Consider the following 16,572-nt stretch of genomic DNA (forward strand, 5'->3'; position numbering starts at 1 on the left):
CGGTTGCGTTCGGACGGCGTCGACGTGCTCAGAGCTGTCTGCGGCGATCACCGTCACAGACTCCCGTCGGTTGTGCTTTTCGTGACTTCTCGCCCAAGGATCGAAAGTAGTGAGGCACATTTATAGCCTGCGCGAAAGTAGCTGAGAGGTAATGGCACCCAGTCAGTTCGAGAACGAACTCACCATTCAGGAACACACGGAGACGGGGACTCTGGACGAATTCCATGCGGCCTACGAGGCCGCAGTCGAGGACATCTCCTCGGATTTCGGCGAGAGCCACCCGCTGTGGATCGACGGAAAAGAAGTCGAAACCGACGACACGTTCACCGTCACGAATCCCGGTGATACCGAGCACGTTCTCGGAGAGTTCGCCGCTGGCGACGAAAGTCACGTCGACGACGCGGTCGCGGCCGCGAGCGAGGCGTTCACGGAGTGGAAGGAGACGTCGTGGGAAGAACGGACTGACATCTTCCGCGAGGCCGCGGACATCATGCAGGAGCGGAAGATCGATATCGCGGCGCTGATGGCCTACGAAAACGCGAAGAACCGCACTGAGGCGATCGCTGAGGTGGACGAGGCGATCGACTTCCTCCGGTACTACAGCAAGGAACTCGAGGAGAACGACGCGTACGACGGGGAGCTTCGCGAGCCGACCCCCGGACAGCGGTGTGTCAGCGAACTCCAGCCGTACGGCGTGTTCGGCGTCGTTTCGCCGTTCAACTTCCCGTTCGCCATTCTCGTCGGAATGACGACTGGCGCGCTGATCACTGGAAACACGGCAGTCGTCAAGCCGGCGAGCACCACGCCGCTGACGGCACACACGTTCTTCGATATCCTCATTGAAGCCGGAATTCCGGACGGCGTGGCGAACCTCGTTACCGGCGGCGGCCGCGCAGTCGGTCAACCGATGATCGAACACGAGGACGTCGCGGGCTTCGTGTTCACGGGCTCTCGCGAGGTCGGGCTCAACATTCAGCGGACGTTCGGCGAGATGGACAAGCGGGGTCCGGTGATCGCGGAGCTGGGCGGCAAGAACCCCGTCATCGTCTCCGATACCGCGGACATCTCCAAGGCGGTCTCGGGAGTGAAGTTCGGGGCGTTCTCCTTCAGCGGGCAGAAGTGCTCCGCGACGTCTCGCGTGTACGTCCACGAGGACGTGGCCGAGGAGTTCACCGAGTGGCTGGTCGCGGAGACGGAGGAGCTTGTCGTCGGGAAACCGGAGCAGAAAGAGACCATCGTCTCACCGCTGATCGACGACGGCGCACTCGAGCGCTACGAAGACATCTGCGAGAAAGCGACGGCCGACGGGACGGTACGCTGTGGCGGGAGCCGCCTCGAGGACGCAGACCTTCCCACCGGCCGGTACGTGGAGCCGACCGTCGTAACGGACCTCTCTCACGACCACGAACTCGCGACGGAGGAACACTTCCTCCCGTTCGTGACCATTCACCCGGTCTCCAGTCTCGACGAGGCGATCACCAAGTCCAACGACAGCGACTACGCGCTCTGTGCCGGTCTCTTCTCCGAGGACGAAGCCGAGGTCGACACGTGGTTCGACCGGATCGAGTCCGGCATGTGCTACGTGAACCGTGAACAGAGCGCTACCACGGGAGCGCTCGTCGAGGCCCAGCCGTTCGGCGGCTGGAAGTACTCCGGAACGACCGGGAAGTTCGCGGGCGGACCGTGGTACCTCCAGCAGTTCATGCGCCAGCAGAGCCGAACCGTGGTCGGCGACGTCGGGCAGCCCTGAGACGGGGTAACTGCGAGCTGTCGGCGTCACCGCCCCACGAGCGACGATCCGTCGACGTGGGGCGCGTTCCCCACTCTTCAAACGAATTCTGACATTGGAGGGTGAATTGATGCGCCCTTCTGTCCGGTTCGATTTTTGTATACCGCCCATCGATTTGACTCCAAGCTCGAAATCGGTAGTCGATCGGTGCCAACCCGACGAGTCACCAGAGATACGGCTACAACCGACTCTCTCCTCCAACACTGTGGACGCCGGTCGAAATCGCACAAGTTGAGACTGGTTCGCTCGATGCAGACGGTTCACTGACCACTTCGTGATAGGGAGTTCTCCAACAATATTTGTCGACTAAGATACCTTTGAGAACACAAGTGACCAGTCGAAAGTCCGCTACGCTTTGCTGAGGAGGCCGCGCAGGACGTAATGCAATATCCCTCCGTTCTCGACGTACCGGACCGCTTCAGGGGTCCCGACCTGCGCGGTCACCGGGAACTCGACCGTCGACCCGTCGTCGCGCTCTGCGACGACGGTCAGTTCATCCATCACGTCGAGGCCGTCGTCGAGGCCGCGAACGTCGTAGTGCTCCGAGCCGTCGAGTCCAAGTGACTCCCGGGAGTCGCCCTCGCCGAACTGGAGCGGAAGTACGCCCATCCCGACGAGATTGTCCCGGTAGATGCGCTCGTAACTCTCCGCGATGGTTGCCCGCACGCCGAGGAGATCGGTGCCTTTTGCTGCCCAGTCCCGACTGGATCCTGTGCCGAACTCCTCGCCCGCCAGCACCACGAGCGGCGTGTCGTCCTCGTGGTAGCGCTGATTTGCCTCGAAGACAGTCGTCTCCTCACCCGTGGGCTGGTGGATGGTGTATCCCCCCTCAACGTTGTCGAGCATCTCGTTTTCAATGCGGACGTTGGCGAAGGTACCCCGCATCATCACCTCGTGGTTCCCCCGGCGTGAGCCATAGGTGTTGAACTCATGCGGCTTGACGCCCTGCTCCTGGAGCCACTTGCCGGCGGGCACGTCGGTGCTGAACGGTCCGGCCGGGCTGATGTGGTCAGTGGTGACGGTATCACCGAGGGTCATGAGACAGCGTGCGTCCTCGATGTTATCTACACCTGGCTCCTCTATGGGGAAGTCTTGGAAGAACGGCGGCTCGCGGATGTACGTGGACTCCTCATCCCACTCGTAGACATCGCCGGTCGGCGCGTCGAGGGCGTTCCAGTTCTCGTCGCCCTTGTGGACGGCGTCGTACTTCTCTTGGAACATCTCCTTGTGGACGCTGTCCGTCATGACCTCGTGGATCTCCTCCTGGTCAGGCCAGATGTCCGCGAGGTAGACCGGCTGGCCGTTGGGGTCGTACCCGAGTGGGTCCTCTTCCATGTCGATGTCGATGCGGCCTGCGAGACCGAACGCGACGACTAGCGGCGGGCTGGCGAGGTAGTTGGCGCGGATTTTCGGGTGGATACGTGCCTCGAAGTTGCGGTTCCCGGAGAGAACGCTCGTCGCCCAGAGGTCGTGTTCGTCGATGGCATCCTCGACGGGGTCAGGAAGCGGTCCGGCGTTCCCGATACAGGTCGTACAGCCGTAGCCGACGACGTGGTAACCGAGCGCCTCGAGGTCGTCGAGCAGCTCGGACTCCTCAAGGTACTCGGTGACGACCCGGCTCCCGGGGGCCAGGCTGGTCTTGACGTGTGGGGGGACGTCGATGCCGGCCTCGACGGCGTTCCGGGCGAGCAGCCCGGCAGCAATCATCACGGAGGGGTTGGAAGTGTTCGTACAGCTGGTGATGGCGCTCACCGCGATCGAGCCGTGGCCGAACTCGGTTGTCCGACCATTCGGCATCTCGATCCCGTACTTCTCGTTGAGGTCGCCGACGGGCAACTCGTCGGCCTTCGGAAGCGGCGGCGCGGTGCCGCCGTCGTCGAGCCACTGGCCAAGGGCCTTCTGGTCAACGTCGCCGTAGTTGACCTCACCCTCGACAAGTTCGCGGAAGTGCGTCTTCATATTGCCCATTGAGATGCGCTGGTCCGGTTCGCTCGGCCCCGCAAGGCTAGGTTCAATATCGCCGAGGTCGAGCTCGACCTCTTCAGTGTATTCGGGGTTCTGCTCGCCGAAAAGCCCCTGTTCTTCCAGGTACTGCTGGACGACATCGATGTGGTCGGGATCGCGACCGGTGAGTTCGAGGTAATTGAGGGTGGCCTCGTCGACCGGGAACATGCTGATGGTCGAACCCTGTTCAGGTGCCATATTGGCGATGGTTGCCCGATCAGGGACGGTCAGCGTCTCCACAGCGGGTCCATAAAACTCCACGAATCGGTCGACGACGCCGACGTCCCGGAGCAGCTCGGTAACGTGCAGCACGAGGTCGGTCGCCGTCGCCCCTTCGGGAAGTTCGCCGGTGAGTTTGACACCGACAACCTCGGGGAGGTTCATCGTGATGGGCTGGCCGAGTAGGGCGGCTTCGGCTTCGATGCCACCGACTCCCCAACCGACGACACCGATGCCACCGATCATTGGTGTGTGACTGTCGGTCCCGACGAGCGTGTCAGGGAACAGCCAATTCTCACCGTTCTGCTCACGCTCGTGAACGACTTGCCCGAGGTACTCCAAGTTTACCTGGTGGACGATGCCGGTTCCAGGGGGCACGACGCTGAAGTCGTCGAAGGCGTTTTGCGCCCACTTCAGTGACCGATATCGTTCGCTGTTGCGTTCGTACTCGAGTTCGACGTTCTTCTCATAGGCGTCCTCGCTGCCGAAGTAATCGACTTGGACGCTGTGGTCGATAACCAGGTCGATAGGGATCTCGGGCTCGACGAGGCTCGGGTTCTGACCCTTACGTTCGGCGGCTGACCGGAGTGCGGCAAGGTCCACGACGGCGGGAACACCGGTGAGGTCCTGGAGGACGACCCGTGAGGGCTGAAACGGGATGTCGGCGTCGGCCACGTCCGGCTGCCACCCAGCGAGGTCCCGGATATCGTCCTCAGTGATATCCTCTCCGTCGGCGTTTCGGATGACGGATTCGAGGAGGACACGAATGCTGACTGGCAGGTTATTGAGATCACAGAGGCCCTCCTCTTCAAGGACCGTAAGGTCGGCCATCTTGTAGGTCGTTCCGTCGACTTCGAACTCGCGGATTGCCCCAAATGGATTCATTACTAGCTTAAAATTTCAGCGGACCTAGTATTATACTTGTCCTGGATGGCGAGTAATGGGAATCGGACGTTTCGATTTCTCTACTGGAGCCAGTTCACGTTCACTGAATCGGCCGAAATCACGCATCACAGGTCCACTAAATGCACTGTAGTCTCATCTTCCACGAGATCATATTTGCTATCGCGGTATATGATTTATATAGTCGCTCACCGAACGCGCGTCCCTTTTAGGAATCCCCGGAGTAGGGGCGCGTATGGTTCGAAACGTCGCGGCCGACATGGCTGAGCTCGATCCCGAGGATTTCTATCTTCTCTCGGGCGTCGAGCAGGGGATGCGATTCTCCGAGTGGGTTCGCCGGGACAAGATCCCCGATTACGCCGACCTGACGCGCGAGGAGGTCGACTACCGGATCGATCGGTGCCTCGATCGCGAGCTGATCGAACGGAAGACGATCCAGTACGAGGGGTATCAGCTCACCTTCGAGGGATACGACGCGCTCGCCCTCCGAACCTTCTCGGAGCGCGAAACCATCGACGGCGTGGGCTCACCCCTGGGGTTCGGCAAGGAGGGAGACGTCTACGAGGTGCAGTCGTTCAAGCCGCTCGCCTTAAAATACCACCGCGAAGGGTACACCAACTTCCGCGAGGTGAACCGCGAGCGCGAGTACACCGCCGACCGCGACCACGTCTCGTGGCTGTACACCGCGCGGAAGGCTGCCGAGCGCGAGTACGAGGCGATGGAGGCGCTGTACCCCGAGGTGCCGGTGCCACGGCCGGTCGATCACAACCGTCACGCCATCGTGATGGACAAGTTCGACGGCGTCGAACTCGCGCGCGCGAAACTCGATCCCGAGCAGGCGATCGGCGTTCTCGACCTCGTTCTTCGCGAGCTGGTGACCGCCTACGACCTCGGATGGGTCCACGCGGACATGTCTGAGCACAACGTCGCGGTCGCGGAAAGCGGGATCACGATCTTCGACTGGCCGCAGGCGGTTCCCGTCGACCACGAAAACGCCCGCGAGTTCCTCGAACGCGACGTGGGGAACCTCCTGCGGTACTTTAGCCGGAAATACCCTCACGAGGTGCCGCGCGACGCCGATATCCCGGGGATCGCGGACGCGATCGTCGACGGCTCATTTACGACGATTCGAGCGTTCGGTGAGAAATAAATCGTAAGTAGCTATATCAAATCTGTTCGGTGGAGTTGCAACTGTCGGTCACTCCGCTCCGGGACCCGTAACGCGGCTGTGGAGAGAATGTGTGATGAACGGCCGCGCTCACTCTCGAGCCGTCTCGACGGCCTCAACGACAGCCCGCGCGTTCGCTGTAATCTGGTCGAACGCGCCGTCAGCGATCGCTTCGTGGTCGACGATCGAGCCGCCGACGCCGACCGCGACCGCGCCGGCCCGGACGTACGCGCCTGCGTTTTCCGCACTGACACCGCCGGTCGGGACGAGGGGGATCTGCGGGAGCGGACCGCCGATCGCCGCGACGTGGTCCGGACCGCCGGTCTTCGCGGGGAACACTTTCACCGCGTCGGCGCCCGCCTGGTAGGCCTCGAGCGCCTCAGTCGGGGTGTACGCCCCGACCGCGATCGGCGTCCCGTAGCGGTTCGCCGTCCGGATGACCTCGCGGTTCACCGTCGGCGTCACGAGGAACTCCGCACCGGCGAGCTGGGCCGCTCGCGCCGTCTCCGGGTCGAGCACGGTGCCCGCGCCGACGAGCGCGTCGTCGATCTGATCCGAAATCGCCTCGATCGACGACATCGCGTTCGGCGTGTCCGCCGTTACCTCCAGTGCCGTCACGCCGGCGTCGACGACGGCGTCCGCGACCGAGGTGGTATCGTTCGCGTCGACGCCGCGGAGGATCGCGATCACTCCGCCGTCCGTGATCCGCTTGAGTTGATCAGCTCGCATGCCGAATATCTGCCCCGGAGAGGTATTAAAATGGAACGTGTCGGCCTCGGCCGCGCCGCGTCACAGCAGCTCGAGTTCGATCGTCTTCGCGGCGCTCGAGACGAGTCCTGCCGTGTCCTCCTCCAGCCGTTTCCCCTGCATCTCGTCGGACGGCCCGGAGACGCTGACCGCGCCCACGGCGTCGCCGCCGACGACGATTGGCGAGGCGACGCACTGCCAGTTTGGGTCGAGCTCGCCACGGTCGAACGCGATTTTCCGGTCGCTGATCGACCTGAGTTCGGAGCGGAGCGTCGCCGGATCCGCGACGGTCCTGTCGGTCTCTCGATCGAGCCCGTGGCGGGTGACGTACTCGTCAACAGCGTCTGCTGACCGGAACGCGAGGATCGCCTTCCCCGCCGCGGTCGCGTGGAGCCGGACGCTCCCGCCGACCGCGATCGGATGGTCTGTCTCACCGATTCGGTGTAGATAGACGGCGTCTGCGTCTTCCGGAACCACGAGGTTCGCGACCGCGTTCGTGTTCCGCGCCAGCTTTCGTATCTCGCTATGTGCCGCCCGATAGACGGGATTCCGTTCTCTCGTCCCGAACCCGATCCGCAGGAACCGATGGGTGAGCTCGTAAGTCCCGCCGGCGTTCTTCACGTAACCGAGCGTACAGAGCGTCGAGAGGTGGTTGTGAACCGCGCTTTTCGAGACGTCCATCGTGTCGGCTAATTCGGTGACTCCGGCGCCGTCACGCTCGTACAGCTCCTCGACGATCCGCAGGGACGTCGACGTCGCCTGAACAGTGATGGTGTCCGTGTCTCCCATCGTTTCTGAGAGTGGTACGAGAGACAGCGGTATAACACTTGTTTAGTATGGAAGAACACCGCCGCGAATCGGATATTTACATCATATATATATTTTATAAATTAATAGTGAATAACCCGCACAATTGCTCTAGGCCGCCACAAATTTGAAAATATGTATAAAAGGAACCACTGTTCAGCCAGTAAAAACACAAATAACGCGGTTCTGAGCCGTTTTTAGGACAACTGTCCAGTGGTTTTATATACCTCTAGCATGAGGAACGGATAGTCAGGTACGATCATGACTGATAAACCAAACTACGCAGAATACGGGCGACGTCGACTCATGAAGGGCGCGGGGCTCGCGGGGCTCGCGGGACTCGCAGGGTGCATCGGAACCGGCGATCCCGGAAGTGGAGGCGACGGGAGCGACGGGAGCGACGGGAGCGACGGAAGTGACGGCAGCGACGGAAGTGACGGCAGCGACGAGAGCGACGGCGGCAACGGCATGGCGTCGGAGATCAACGTGTGGGGGTGGGACGTCGCCGCGCGGGCGCTGATGATAACCGCCGAGGAGTACCAGTCCGAGAACGACGCGACGGTCGCCGTCGAGGAGTTCGGTCGGTCCGCGATGAAAGACCGGCTCCAGACGAACCTGCTTTCGGGCTCCGGCGCGCCCGCGGTCTCCATGCTGGAGTCGGTCGACGGCCCCTCGCTCATCGACACGGGCTCCGTCGCGCCGCTCACCGACGAGATTGACGAAGCGGGTATCCAAGACGACTTCGTCTCCGGGAAGTGGGAGGCGCTCACCGTCGACGGCGACATCTACGCGCTCCCGTGGGACACCGGCCCGACGGCGGTGTACTACCGGCGGTCGGTGTACGACGAACACGGGATCGACCCGGACGGCATCGAGACGTGGGCGGACTTCATCGAAGAGGGGCAGAAGCTTCCCGACGAGCAGTACATGCTCAACCTCCCCGAAGGTGACCTCTCCGGCGTCTGGCGGTACCAGTTCCGTCAGCTCTCCGGCGAGCCCTTCCTCGAGAGCGGCGAGGTGAACATCCACAACGAGAAGTCGCTCCGCGTGGCTCGCAACATCAAGGAGATTTACGACGCCGACATCGCGGCCAACATCGAGGGATGGACGTCCGCTTGGTTCAGCGCCTACGGCGACGCGTCGATCGCGTCGCTCCCCTCGGCGGCGTGGATGGAGGGGACGCTACGCGCAGAGCTCCCCGACACCGCGGGCGACTGGGGCGTGTTCAAGATCCCCGCGCTGGAGTCGGGCGGCCCGCGAGCGTCCAACTGGGGCGGCTCCAACCTCATGATCGCCGACCAGGTGTCCGACGAGAAGAAGGCACGCGGCTGGGACTACATGGAGTTCTCGCTGGCGACCGAGGAGATGCAGCTGGCGATGTACGACGAGTACGGGCTCTTCCCGGCGCTGGAGACCACCTACGAGGACCCGGTCTTCGACGAGGAGCTCGACTTCTACGACGGACAGCCCGCGCGGGCGCTCTTCGCCGAGGTCGCACAGGAGGCTCCCGGGTACCGGTTCACCGAGGACACCCCCGAGGTGTCGCAGGCCATCGAAACGGAGCTCCAGCGGATGATTAACGGGGAGCAGTCGGCCGAAGAGGCCGTGCAGGCGGCCGCGGAGACGGTCGCCGAGAACACCGATCGGGACCTCGCGTAATCCGGGAGGACTCGATCGCATGGCCACTTCTGACGAAACAGACGATCGCGTCGGGCAGGCGTACCGCCGCCGCCTTCGCGGGGCGGTCGGAAGAGCGACGAGACGGTCGAGGAGGGCGGCGCGACCGCTCTGGGACCGGTTCCGCTTCGCCAGACAGGACCTGACTGCGGCGACGCCGACGCTGCCGCGAGTCGCGTACATATTCATCGCGCCGTTCTTCCTGTTGTTCAGCGCGTTCCTCGCGTTCCCGGTGTTTTACACGCTGTACCTCTCGTTCTTCGAGTACCAAGGGGTCGGACAGGGGTCGCTTTTCTGGATCGACCTCGGCCCGGTGTACCTCGAGATCCCGCAGATCGCACAGCTGGACTTCATCGGGCTCGGGAACTACGCCCGCCTGCTCAGCAACGAGCTGTTCTGGCAGTCGATGTTCAACACGTCGTACATCCTGGTGATACAGGTCCCGCTGATGATCGGGCTGGCGCTCGCCCTCGCGCTCGCACTGAACGCGTCGTTCCTGCGACTGAAAGGCGTGTTCCGCACAGCGATCGCGTTGCCCGTCTCGGCGAACCTCGTGGCGTACTCGACGGTGTTCCTGCTGCTTTTCAACGAGCAGCTGGGGTTCCTCAACTACGCCCTCGCCGGCGTCGGGCTCGGACCGGTCCCGTGGCTGACCGACGCGTTCTGGGCGCGGAACACGATTATCGCCGCGGTGACGTGGCGGTGGACCGGGTACAACATGATCATCCTGCTCGCCGGGCTCCAGACGATCCCGCAACAGCTGTACGAGGCGGCCGAGATCGACGGCGCGAACCGGTGGGAGAAGTTCCGCTACGTCACGCTCCCGCAGCTCAAGCCGGTGTTCCTGTTCGTCGTCGTGCTGTCGACAATCGGGACGTTCAAACTGTTCGCTGAGCCGTACGTCATCACCGGCGGCGGCCCCACGAACTCGACAATCACCATCGTGCAATACATCTACAGACAGGCGTTCATCAACTTCAACTTGGGCTACGCGAGCGCGCTCACGGTCGTCTTCGTGACGGTCGTCAGCGTCTTTTCGGTCATCCAGATCAAGATCGGGGGTGAGGACTGATGCGTGACCAGCGTCGGAAGGACGCGGTCTGGCGGTTCCTCACGTACGCGTTCGTCGTCACGATGGTCGTGGTGATGATGGTCCCCCTGTACTGGATGCTGGTGGCGGCGACGCTTCCGCAGGAGCAGTTCCTGCAGTTCCCGCCGCGGCTGATACCCGGGACGGCATTCCTCGACAACTTCACGGCGCTTCAAGAGCGGCTCGACTTCGTCCGGACGATCCGGAACAGCGTCCTCATCGCCGTTATCTACACGCTGCTCTCGCTGGTGCTGTGTTCGATGGCCGGCTTCGCGTTCGCCAAGTACGAGTTCCGGTTCAAGGAGCCGATCTTCTACACGATCTTAGCGACGCTCGTGTTGCCGATCCAGCTCCTCGTCATCCCGCTGTTCCTGCTGATGGCACAGCTGGACTGGACCAACACGTTCCGGGCGATTATCCTCCCGTGGGCGGCGAACCCCATCGGGATCTTCCTCATGCGGCAGAACATGAAATCGATCCCGGACGCGCTGCTTGAGTCCGCCCAGATGGACGGAGCGACGGAGTTCCAGATCTTCTACCGGATCGCGCTCCCGACGATGCGGTCGTCGCTGGCCGCGCTGGCGATCATCCTGTTCCTGTTCCAGTGGGACTTGTTCTTATACCCGCTCGTGATTCTCGAGACGGCGGACATGTACACGATCCCGATCGGGCTGGCACAGCTGACCGGATTCCAGCGGATCTACTACGACCAGATCATGGTGGCGGCGACGCTCGCCATCGTGCCGATGGTCGTGCTGTTCTTAGTGCTGCAAAAGCAGTTCGTCAGCGGCATCCTCGCGGGGTCGCTTAAAGAGTAACCATGTCAGGAATTAATATCACTGAGCTGGACAAGGTGTACGACTCTGGAAATGAGAACGTGGTCGCCGTGGAGGGACTCTCCGTTGAGATCAACCACGGCGAGTTCCTCGTGTTAGTCGGGCCGTCCGGCTGTGGGAAGTCGACGACGCTCCGCTGTCTCGCCGGCCTCGAGGACGTGACGGACGGCTCGATACGGTTCGGCGACCAAGACGTCACGGACCTCCGAGCAAGCGAGCGAGACGTGGCGATGGTGTTCCAGAACTATGCGCTGTACCCGCATATGACCGTCCGAGCTAACATCGGCTTCGGGCTCAAACTCTCGACGAAGCTGCCCGGCGACGAGATCGAACAGAAGGTCGAGGGCGTCGCCGAGATGCTCGGCATCAGCGAGCTGCTCGACGAGAAGCCGAAGTCGCTCTCCGGTGGCCAACAGCAGCGCGTGGCGCTCGGACGGGCGATCGTTCGGGAGCCGTCCGTGTTCCTGATGGACGAGCCGCTCAGCAACCTCGACGCGAAGCTCCGGTCGGACATGCGGACCGAGCTGCAGGAACTCCAGGCCGACCTCGACGTGACGACGGTCTACGTCACCCACGACCAGACAGAAGCGATGGCGATGGGCGATCGGATCGCCGTGATGGACGGCGGCGTGCTCCAACAGGTCGGACCCCCGGAAGAGGTGTATCGCTCGCCGGTGAACCGGTTCGTCGCGGACTTCATCGGTTCGCCGAGCATCAACCTCCTCATGGCCGACGTCGAGGGGGAGACCCTCCGAGGTCCCGGTGGGTTCACCTACGAACTCGACGACCCGGAACCGGTCGCGGGCCACGACCGCGTCAGCGTCGGCGTCCGGCCGGAAGACATCACGGTTGTCGAGTCGGGCCGAAACACGGCCGAGGTGACGGTCGTGGAGCCGATGGGGAACGAGAACTTCCTCTACATGGAGATGGACGGCCACGAACTCACCGCCCGCGTCGCTCCGGCGGTCCGGCCGACGGAGGAGACGCAAGTCTCGTTCGACTTCGACGAGGCAGCGCTCTACCTGTTCGACGCTCACACTGGCGACGCGCTGAAGACGAAAACGGACGCCGTCGATACTGCAGTCGTCGGGACGACTGAAGAGTAAGCTATCATGTACATCACTGACTACGAGCTGTTCGAAGTACCGCCCCGCTGGCTATTCTTGAAGCTGACGACGAGTGACGGCACCGTCGGTTGGGGAGAGCCGATCGTCGAGGGGCGGTCCCACACCGTCGTCGCCGCCGTCGAGGAGCTCCTCGACAACTACCTGCTCGGCGAGGACCCGACCCGGATCGAAGACCACTGGCAGGCGATGTACCGCGGCGGCTTCTATCGCGGCGGCCCCGTGCTGATGAGCGCGATCGCCGGCGTCGACCAGGCGCTGTGGGACATCAAAGGCAAGCAGTTCGGCGCGCCCGTCCACGAGCTGCTCGGCGGTCGCGCGCGCGACCGGATCCGCGTGTATCAGTGGATCGGTGGTGACCGTCCGGCAGACGTCGGCGACGCAGCCCGCGACAAGGTCGACGCGGGCTTCACGGCGTTGAAAATGAACGCCACCGCGGAGCTGCGACCGATCGACAACCCGGCCGCTGTGTCCGACGCGGCCGACCGGATCGCAGCCGTCCGGGAGTCGGTCGGCGACGAGGTCGACATCGGGGTCGACTTCCACGGGCGCGTGTCGAAGCCGATGGTGCGGCGGCTCGCGGCAGCGCTAGAGCCGTACGACCCGATGTTCATCGAGGAGCCGGTGTTGCCCGAGCACAACGACTCGCTCTCGGGGATCCGGCAGTCGACGACGATCCCGATCGCGACCGGCGAGCGGATGTACTCGCGGTGGGACTTCAAGGAGGTGCTCGAGACGGACGCCGTGGATCTGATCCAGCCCGACGTCTCCCACGCAGGGGGGATCACCGAGATGAAGAAGATCGCGTCCATGGCCGAGGCGTACGACGTGTCGATCGCGCCGCACTGCCCGCTCGGACCGATCGCGCTCGCGTCCTGCATTCAGGTCGACGCCTGCACGCCGAACGCGCTGATCCAGGAGCAGTCACTCGATATCCACTACAACGAGACGAGCGACGTGTTGGACTACCTCGCCGATCCGTCAGTGTTCGAGTACCGCGACGGCTTCGTCGACATCCCCGGCGGCGACGGGCTCGGGATCGAGATCGACGAGGAGCACGTCCGAGAGCAGCGCGGCGACGTCGACTGGCACAACCCGGTCTGGCGCCACGACGACGGCTCCGTCGCGGAGTGGTGATCCGGATGGCGAACGGAACCCGCCGGCACGGAGGGACTCGCCCCCACGGAGGGGAGCCATGACCCGCCGACACGAGTCACCGACCGAGCGCGCGGTGCCCGGCCGATTCGCCGGCGAGACCGCGATCGTCACGGGGTCGACGCGCGGGATCGGCGCCGGAATCGCGGAGCGCCTCGTCGCCGAGGGCGCGAACGTCGTCGTCAGCGGCCGCACCGCCGAGGCCGGCGAGGCCGTCGTCGACCGGATCGCGGACCTGACCCCCGACGAGTCGCACGACGGCGCGCCCGCCGGCGACGCGACCTTCGTCCGCGCGGACATGCGCGACCCCGACGACGTGGCGGCGCTGGCCGAGGCGGCCGTCGAGCGCTACGGCTCCGTCGACGTGCTCGTGAACAACGCCGGCGTGCAGACGGAGACGGCCGCCGACAAGGCGACGCTCGACGACTGGGAGTTCGTCGTCGAGACGGACTTCAGGGCGTACTGGCTCGCCGCGCGCGCGGCCCTCGAGCACATGGACCGCGGGGCGATCGTGAACGTCTCGTCGAACCACGCGTACGCGACGATGCCCGCGCACTTCCCGTACAACGCGGTGAAGGCGGGGATCAACGGTATGACGCGGTCGCTCGCCGTGGACTTCGGCCCCCGCGTCCGGGTGAACACGGTCGTCCCCGGCTGGGTGGAGATCGAGCGGACGCGCGAGGAACTCCCGGAGGGACGGTTCGAGGAGGTCGAGTCGATCCACCCGACCGGCCGGATCGGCACGCCGGCCGACGTCGCCGGGGCCGTCTCCTTCCTTGCGAGCGAGGACGCCGCGTTCGTCACGGGGGCCGCGCTGCTCGTTGACGGCGGGCGGGGCGCGGTGATGCAGGACGGCACGCTCCCGGACTACCGGGCGCAAGAGCGCTCGGAGTAGCCGACGAGCGTCTGTTCAGTATTTATAAGCAGTTATAACGCCTCCGCCGGACTACTGTCGGGCGACCCGCAGCCCCTCCACGCGGTCGCCCTCGGCGACGGCGACGCCGTACGGTCCCACGACGGCCCCGCCTTCGGACCGCCCCTCGCCGTCCGCGTCCGACGCTGCGTCGACGGCGTCTCGATTGGCGTCGTCGATCGCGAGCGAGTCGGGACCGAGTCCGGGCAGTCGGAGCCGGTCGCTCGTGAAGTTCGTTACCCACGTGTGGCCGCCGCGGTAGCCGACGCGGACGCCGTCCGGAAGCCGATCGGCGTGTCGGACGTCGGCGCGGTCGAGCAGGGCCGACGCGAGTACGTCCGCGAGGTCCGGCTCGGGCCAGACCCCGCAGTAGGTGACGCGGCCGTCGCCGACCGCGTTGACGACGACCGCCGGTCGACCGTCAGCCGGCCCGTTCACGTCGTACGCGTATCGGACCTCGGCGGCGTCCGGGTCGAGCCACTCGGCCCAGGTCCGAAACGAGGCGGCCGCGCCGCCGTCAGGCGCATCGACGTCCCGGACCGCCGTTTCGAGGCGCCGCGGCAGCGACTCGTGCTGGTCGACGGCCGCTCCGACGAGGTCGGTCAGCGGACCGGGCTGTGACGCCGGCCGGAGCTTGTTCTCCGCGTCCTTCACACCGGTCCGGGGGCCGAAGAGGAGCTCGCCGCCGCCGGCGACGTAGCCTGTCAGCCGGTCGGCGAGGTCCTCGGTGACGAGGTGGAGCGCAGGCGCGACGACGGCCGCGTATCCGGAGAGGTCGGCGCTCGGCGGGACCACGTCCACCTGGACGCCCCGACCACGCACGGCGCCGTAGAACGCCTCTTGGAGCGCCCAGTAATCGAAGTCCGGCGCGTGGGGCTGCGCGTCGAGCGCCCACAGCGAGTCGTAGTCGAAGACGACCGCCACCGGCGCATCCACGTGGTCGGCGCCGTCGAGCGCCGCAAACTCCTCGCCCGCGATAGCGGCGTCGTCGTACCCGCGGTCGGGCGACCCGTCCGCCTTCCGGAGCCCGGCGTGATACTGCTCTTGACCCTCGAGACAGCGCCGCCACCTGAAGTAGAGCACGGCGTCGGCTCCGTGGGCGGCGGCGTGGTGCGCCCACAGCCGCATCGCTCCCTCGCCGGGCTGCGGACAGTGCGGCGGCCAGTTGACGTCGCCCGGCTGCTGTTCCATCACCCAGAACGGCCGGTCGAGCGCGCTCCGGTAGATGTCGTGGTCCATCCCGACCTGGTCGGGGTCGCCGGCCCGAAGCTGGTCCGGTGTCGCCTCGCCGTCGTAGCGGTCCTGGACGAACCCCGTCGGGTAGGAGTCCCACGCCACCCGGTCGAGGTCGGCGCTCACGTCGTAGGCGTTCAGCGTCGGGAACCGCCCCATGAAGTTGTGGGTGACGAACCAGTCGGGGTCGGCCTCGCGTATCAGGTCGGCGTGGAGGCGGTTGTACTCGACGACGGAGTCGCTGGCGAAGCGCGCGTACGCGAGCAGTCGCGAGGGGTGATGCTCTGCCGGGGTCGGGCCCGGCGGATCGACCTCTTCGAAGGAGCCGTACTGCTGGCTCCAGAACGCGTTCCCCCACGCCTCGTTGAGTCGGTCGACGTCGCCGTATCGGTCCGCAAGCCACGTCCGGAACGCGTCGGCGCAGTCGTCGCAGTAACACCGGACGGTCTCGTGACAGCCGAACTCGTTGTCCGTCTGCCAGCCGGCGACGTGCGGTGAGTCGGCGTACCGCTCGGTGACTCGCTCGACGATTCGCGCCGTCTCCTCGCGGTAGGCGTCGGAGTTGAAACAGTAGTGCCGGCGGCTGCCGTGCTCGCGGACGGTTCCGTCGGGGTCCTCCTGCCGGATAGACGGCCGCTCGTCGACCAGCCACTTCGGCGGCGTCGCGGTCGGCGTGCACAGCACCGCCTGCATGCCGTAGTCGCCGACGAGTTCGACGGCCTCGTCGAGCCACTCGAAGTCGAACGCCCCGCGCTCGGGCTCGAGGGCCCCCCACGAGAACTCCGCCATTCGCACGTACTCGAGGCCGGCGTCGGCCATCGCGGCGATGTCGCGCTCCCACTCCTCGCTCGGCCAGTGTTCGGGAAAGTAACAAACACCAATATTCATGAGCCACCATTTCGACCGC

At 64.7% G+C, this 16,572-nt stretch carries 12 protein-coding genes; 8 read left to right on the forward strand and 4 right to left on the reverse strand.

The window, feature by feature from the left end:
• Positions 1-151: 151 nt before the first annotated feature.
• Positions 152-1,750, forward strand: coding sequence for an aldehyde dehydrogenase family protein (locus ACNS88_RS04355; RefSeq protein WP_435094265.1), 1,599 nt, complete (start codon positions 152-154; stop codon positions 1,748-1,750).
• A gap of 387 nt (positions 1,751-2,137) precedes the next feature.
• Here the strand turns inward: ACNS88_RS04355 and acnA are convergent, their stop codons facing one another.
• Positions 2,138-4,897 (reverse strand): aconitate hydratase AcnA, encoded by a 2,760-nt coding sequence (acnA, locus tag ACNS88_RS04360; protein ID WP_435094267.1) that lies wholly within the window; start codon positions 4,895-4,897, stop codon positions 2,138-2,140.
• A gap of 253 nt (positions 4,898-5,150) precedes the next feature.
• Here acnA and ACNS88_RS04365 point away from each other — a divergent pair, with 253 nt between their 5' ends.
• The gene (locus tag ACNS88_RS04365) at positions 5,151-6,065 is read left to right on the forward strand and encodes a serine/threonine-protein kinase RIO2 (protein WP_435094269.1); all 915 of its coding nucleotides are present in this window, start codon (positions 5,151-5,153) and stop codon (positions 6,063-6,065) included.
• A gap of 108 nt (positions 6,066-6,173) precedes the next feature.
• On the opposite strand, the gene ACNS88_RS04370 is transcribed toward ACNS88_RS04365, so the two are convergent.
• Both ACNS88_RS04370 and ACNS88_RS04375 read right to left on the reverse strand, forming a co-directional pair.
• Positions 6,174-6,812: a bifunctional 4-hydroxy-2-oxoglutarate aldolase/2-dehydro-3-deoxy-phosphogluconate aldolase gene (locus ACNS88_RS04370; protein ID WP_435094271.1), complete on the reverse strand. Its 639-nt coding sequence runs from the start codon at positions 6,810-6,812 to the stop codon at positions 6,174-6,176.
• 60 nt (positions 6,813-6,872) lie between these two features.
• A complete protein-coding gene (locus tag ACNS88_RS04375; protein ID WP_435094274.1) occupies positions 6,873-7,619 on the reverse strand; it encodes an IclR family transcriptional regulator in 747 nt (248 codons plus the stop codon).
• Between the two features lie 279 nt (positions 7,620-7,898).
• Between ACNS88_RS04375 and ACNS88_RS04380 the strand changes: the two genes are divergently transcribed.
• From ACNS88_RS04380 to ACNS88_RS04405, 6 genes are read left to right on the forward strand one after another with little or no spacing between them, the layout of a single operon-like run.
• Entirely contained in the window at positions 7,899-9,296 is a 1,398-nt protein-coding gene (locus ACNS88_RS04380; RefSeq protein ID WP_435094276.1) for an ABC transporter substrate-binding protein, read from the forward strand.
• Positions 9,297-9,315: 19 nt separating this feature from the next.
• On the forward strand, positions 9,316-10,386 hold the full coding sequence (locus ACNS88_RS04385; RefSeq protein ID WP_435094278.1) for a carbohydrate ABC transporter permease: 1,071 nt from the start codon (positions 9,316-9,318) through the stop codon (positions 10,384-10,386).
• Positions 10,386-11,222: a carbohydrate ABC transporter permease gene (locus ACNS88_RS04390; protein ID WP_435094280.1), complete on the forward strand. Its 837-nt coding sequence runs from the start codon at positions 10,386-10,388 to the stop codon at positions 11,220-11,222. Before ACNS88_RS04385 ends, ACNS88_RS04390 begins: the two co-directional genes overlap by 1 nt.
• A gap of 2 nt (positions 11,223-11,224) precedes the next feature.
• A complete protein-coding gene (locus ACNS88_RS04395; protein WP_435094282.1) occupies positions 11,225-12,346 on the forward strand; it encodes an ABC transporter ATP-binding protein in 1,122 nt (373 codons plus the stop codon).
• A gap of 6 nt (positions 12,347-12,352) precedes the next feature.
• Complete coding sequence (dgoD, locus tag ACNS88_RS04400) at positions 12,353-13,501, forward strand: galactonate dehydratase (protein ID WP_435094284.1); 1,149 nt, start codon at positions 12,353-12,355, stop codon at positions 13,499-13,501.
• A 58-nt stretch (positions 13,502-13,559) separates the two neighbouring features.
• The gene (locus tag ACNS88_RS04405; protein ID WP_435094286.1) at positions 13,560-14,414 is read left to right on the forward strand and encodes an SDR family NAD(P)-dependent oxidoreductase; all 855 of its coding nucleotides are present in this window, start codon (positions 13,560-13,562) and stop codon (positions 14,412-14,414) included.
• 51 nt (positions 14,415-14,465) lie between these two features.
• Here ACNS88_RS04405 and bga read toward each other — a convergent pair whose 3' ends face one another.
• Positions 14,466-16,553 carry a beta-galactosidase Bga gene (gene bga, locus ACNS88_RS04410; RefSeq protein ID WP_435094288.1) on the reverse strand — a complete coding sequence of 696 codons (2,088 nt, stop codon included), beginning with the start codon at positions 16,551-16,553 and terminating at the stop codon, positions 14,466-14,468.
• Positions 16,554-16,572 lie beyond the last annotated feature (19 nt).

This window comes from Halorubrum shenae (assembly GCF_051194165.1).
Taxonomy (GTDB): domain Archaea; phylum Halobacteriota; class Halobacteria; order Halobacteriales; family Haloferacaceae; genus Halorubrum.

Excerpts from the sequence above, each read along its gene's own strand:
- ACNS88_RS04395 (WP_435094282.1), top strand. The coding sequence starts at position 11,225 with ATGTCAGGAATTAATATCACTGAGCTGGACAAGGTGTACGACTCTGGA.
- ACNS88_RS04370 (WP_435094271.1), bottom strand. The coding sequence starts at position 6,812 with ATGCGAGCTGATCAACTCAAGCGGATCACGGACGGCGGAGTGATCGCG.
- ACNS88_RS04365 (WP_435094269.1), top strand. The coding sequence starts at position 5,151 with ATGGTTCGAAACGTCGCGGCCGACATGGCTGAGCTCGATCCCGAGGAT.
- ACNS88_RS04405 (WP_435094286.1), top strand. The coding sequence starts at position 13,560 with ATGACCCGCCGACACGAGTCACCGACCGAGCGCGCGGTGCCCGGCCGA.
- ACNS88_RS04375 (WP_435094274.1), bottom strand. The coding sequence starts at position 7,619 with ATGGGAGACACGGACACCATCACTGTTCAGGCGACGTCGACGTCCCTG.
- ACNS88_RS04385 (WP_435094278.1), top strand. The coding sequence starts at position 9,316 with ATGGCCACTTCTGACGAAACAGACGATCGCGTCGGGCAGGCGTACCGC.
- ACNS88_RS04390 (WP_435094280.1), top strand. The coding sequence starts at position 10,386 with ATGCGTGACCAGCGTCGGAAGGACGCGGTCTGGCGGTTCCTCACGTAC.
- bga (WP_435094288.1), bottom strand. The coding sequence starts at position 16,553 with ATGAATATTGGTGTTTGTTACTTTCCCGAACACTGGCCGAGCGAGGAG.
- dgoD (WP_435094284.1), top strand. The coding sequence starts at position 12,353 with ATGTACATCACTGACTACGAGCTGTTCGAAGTACCGCCCCGCTGGCTA.
- ACNS88_RS04355 (WP_435094265.1), top strand. The coding sequence starts at position 152 with ATGGCACCCAGTCAGTTCGAGAACGAACTCACCATTCAGGAACACACG.
- ACNS88_RS04380 (WP_435094276.1), top strand. The coding sequence starts at position 7,899 with ATGACTGATAAACCAAACTACGCAGAATACGGGCGACGTCGACTCATG.
- acnA (WP_435094267.1), bottom strand. The coding sequence starts at position 4,897 with ATGAATCCATTTGGGGCAATCCGCGAGTTCGAAGTCGACGGAACGACC.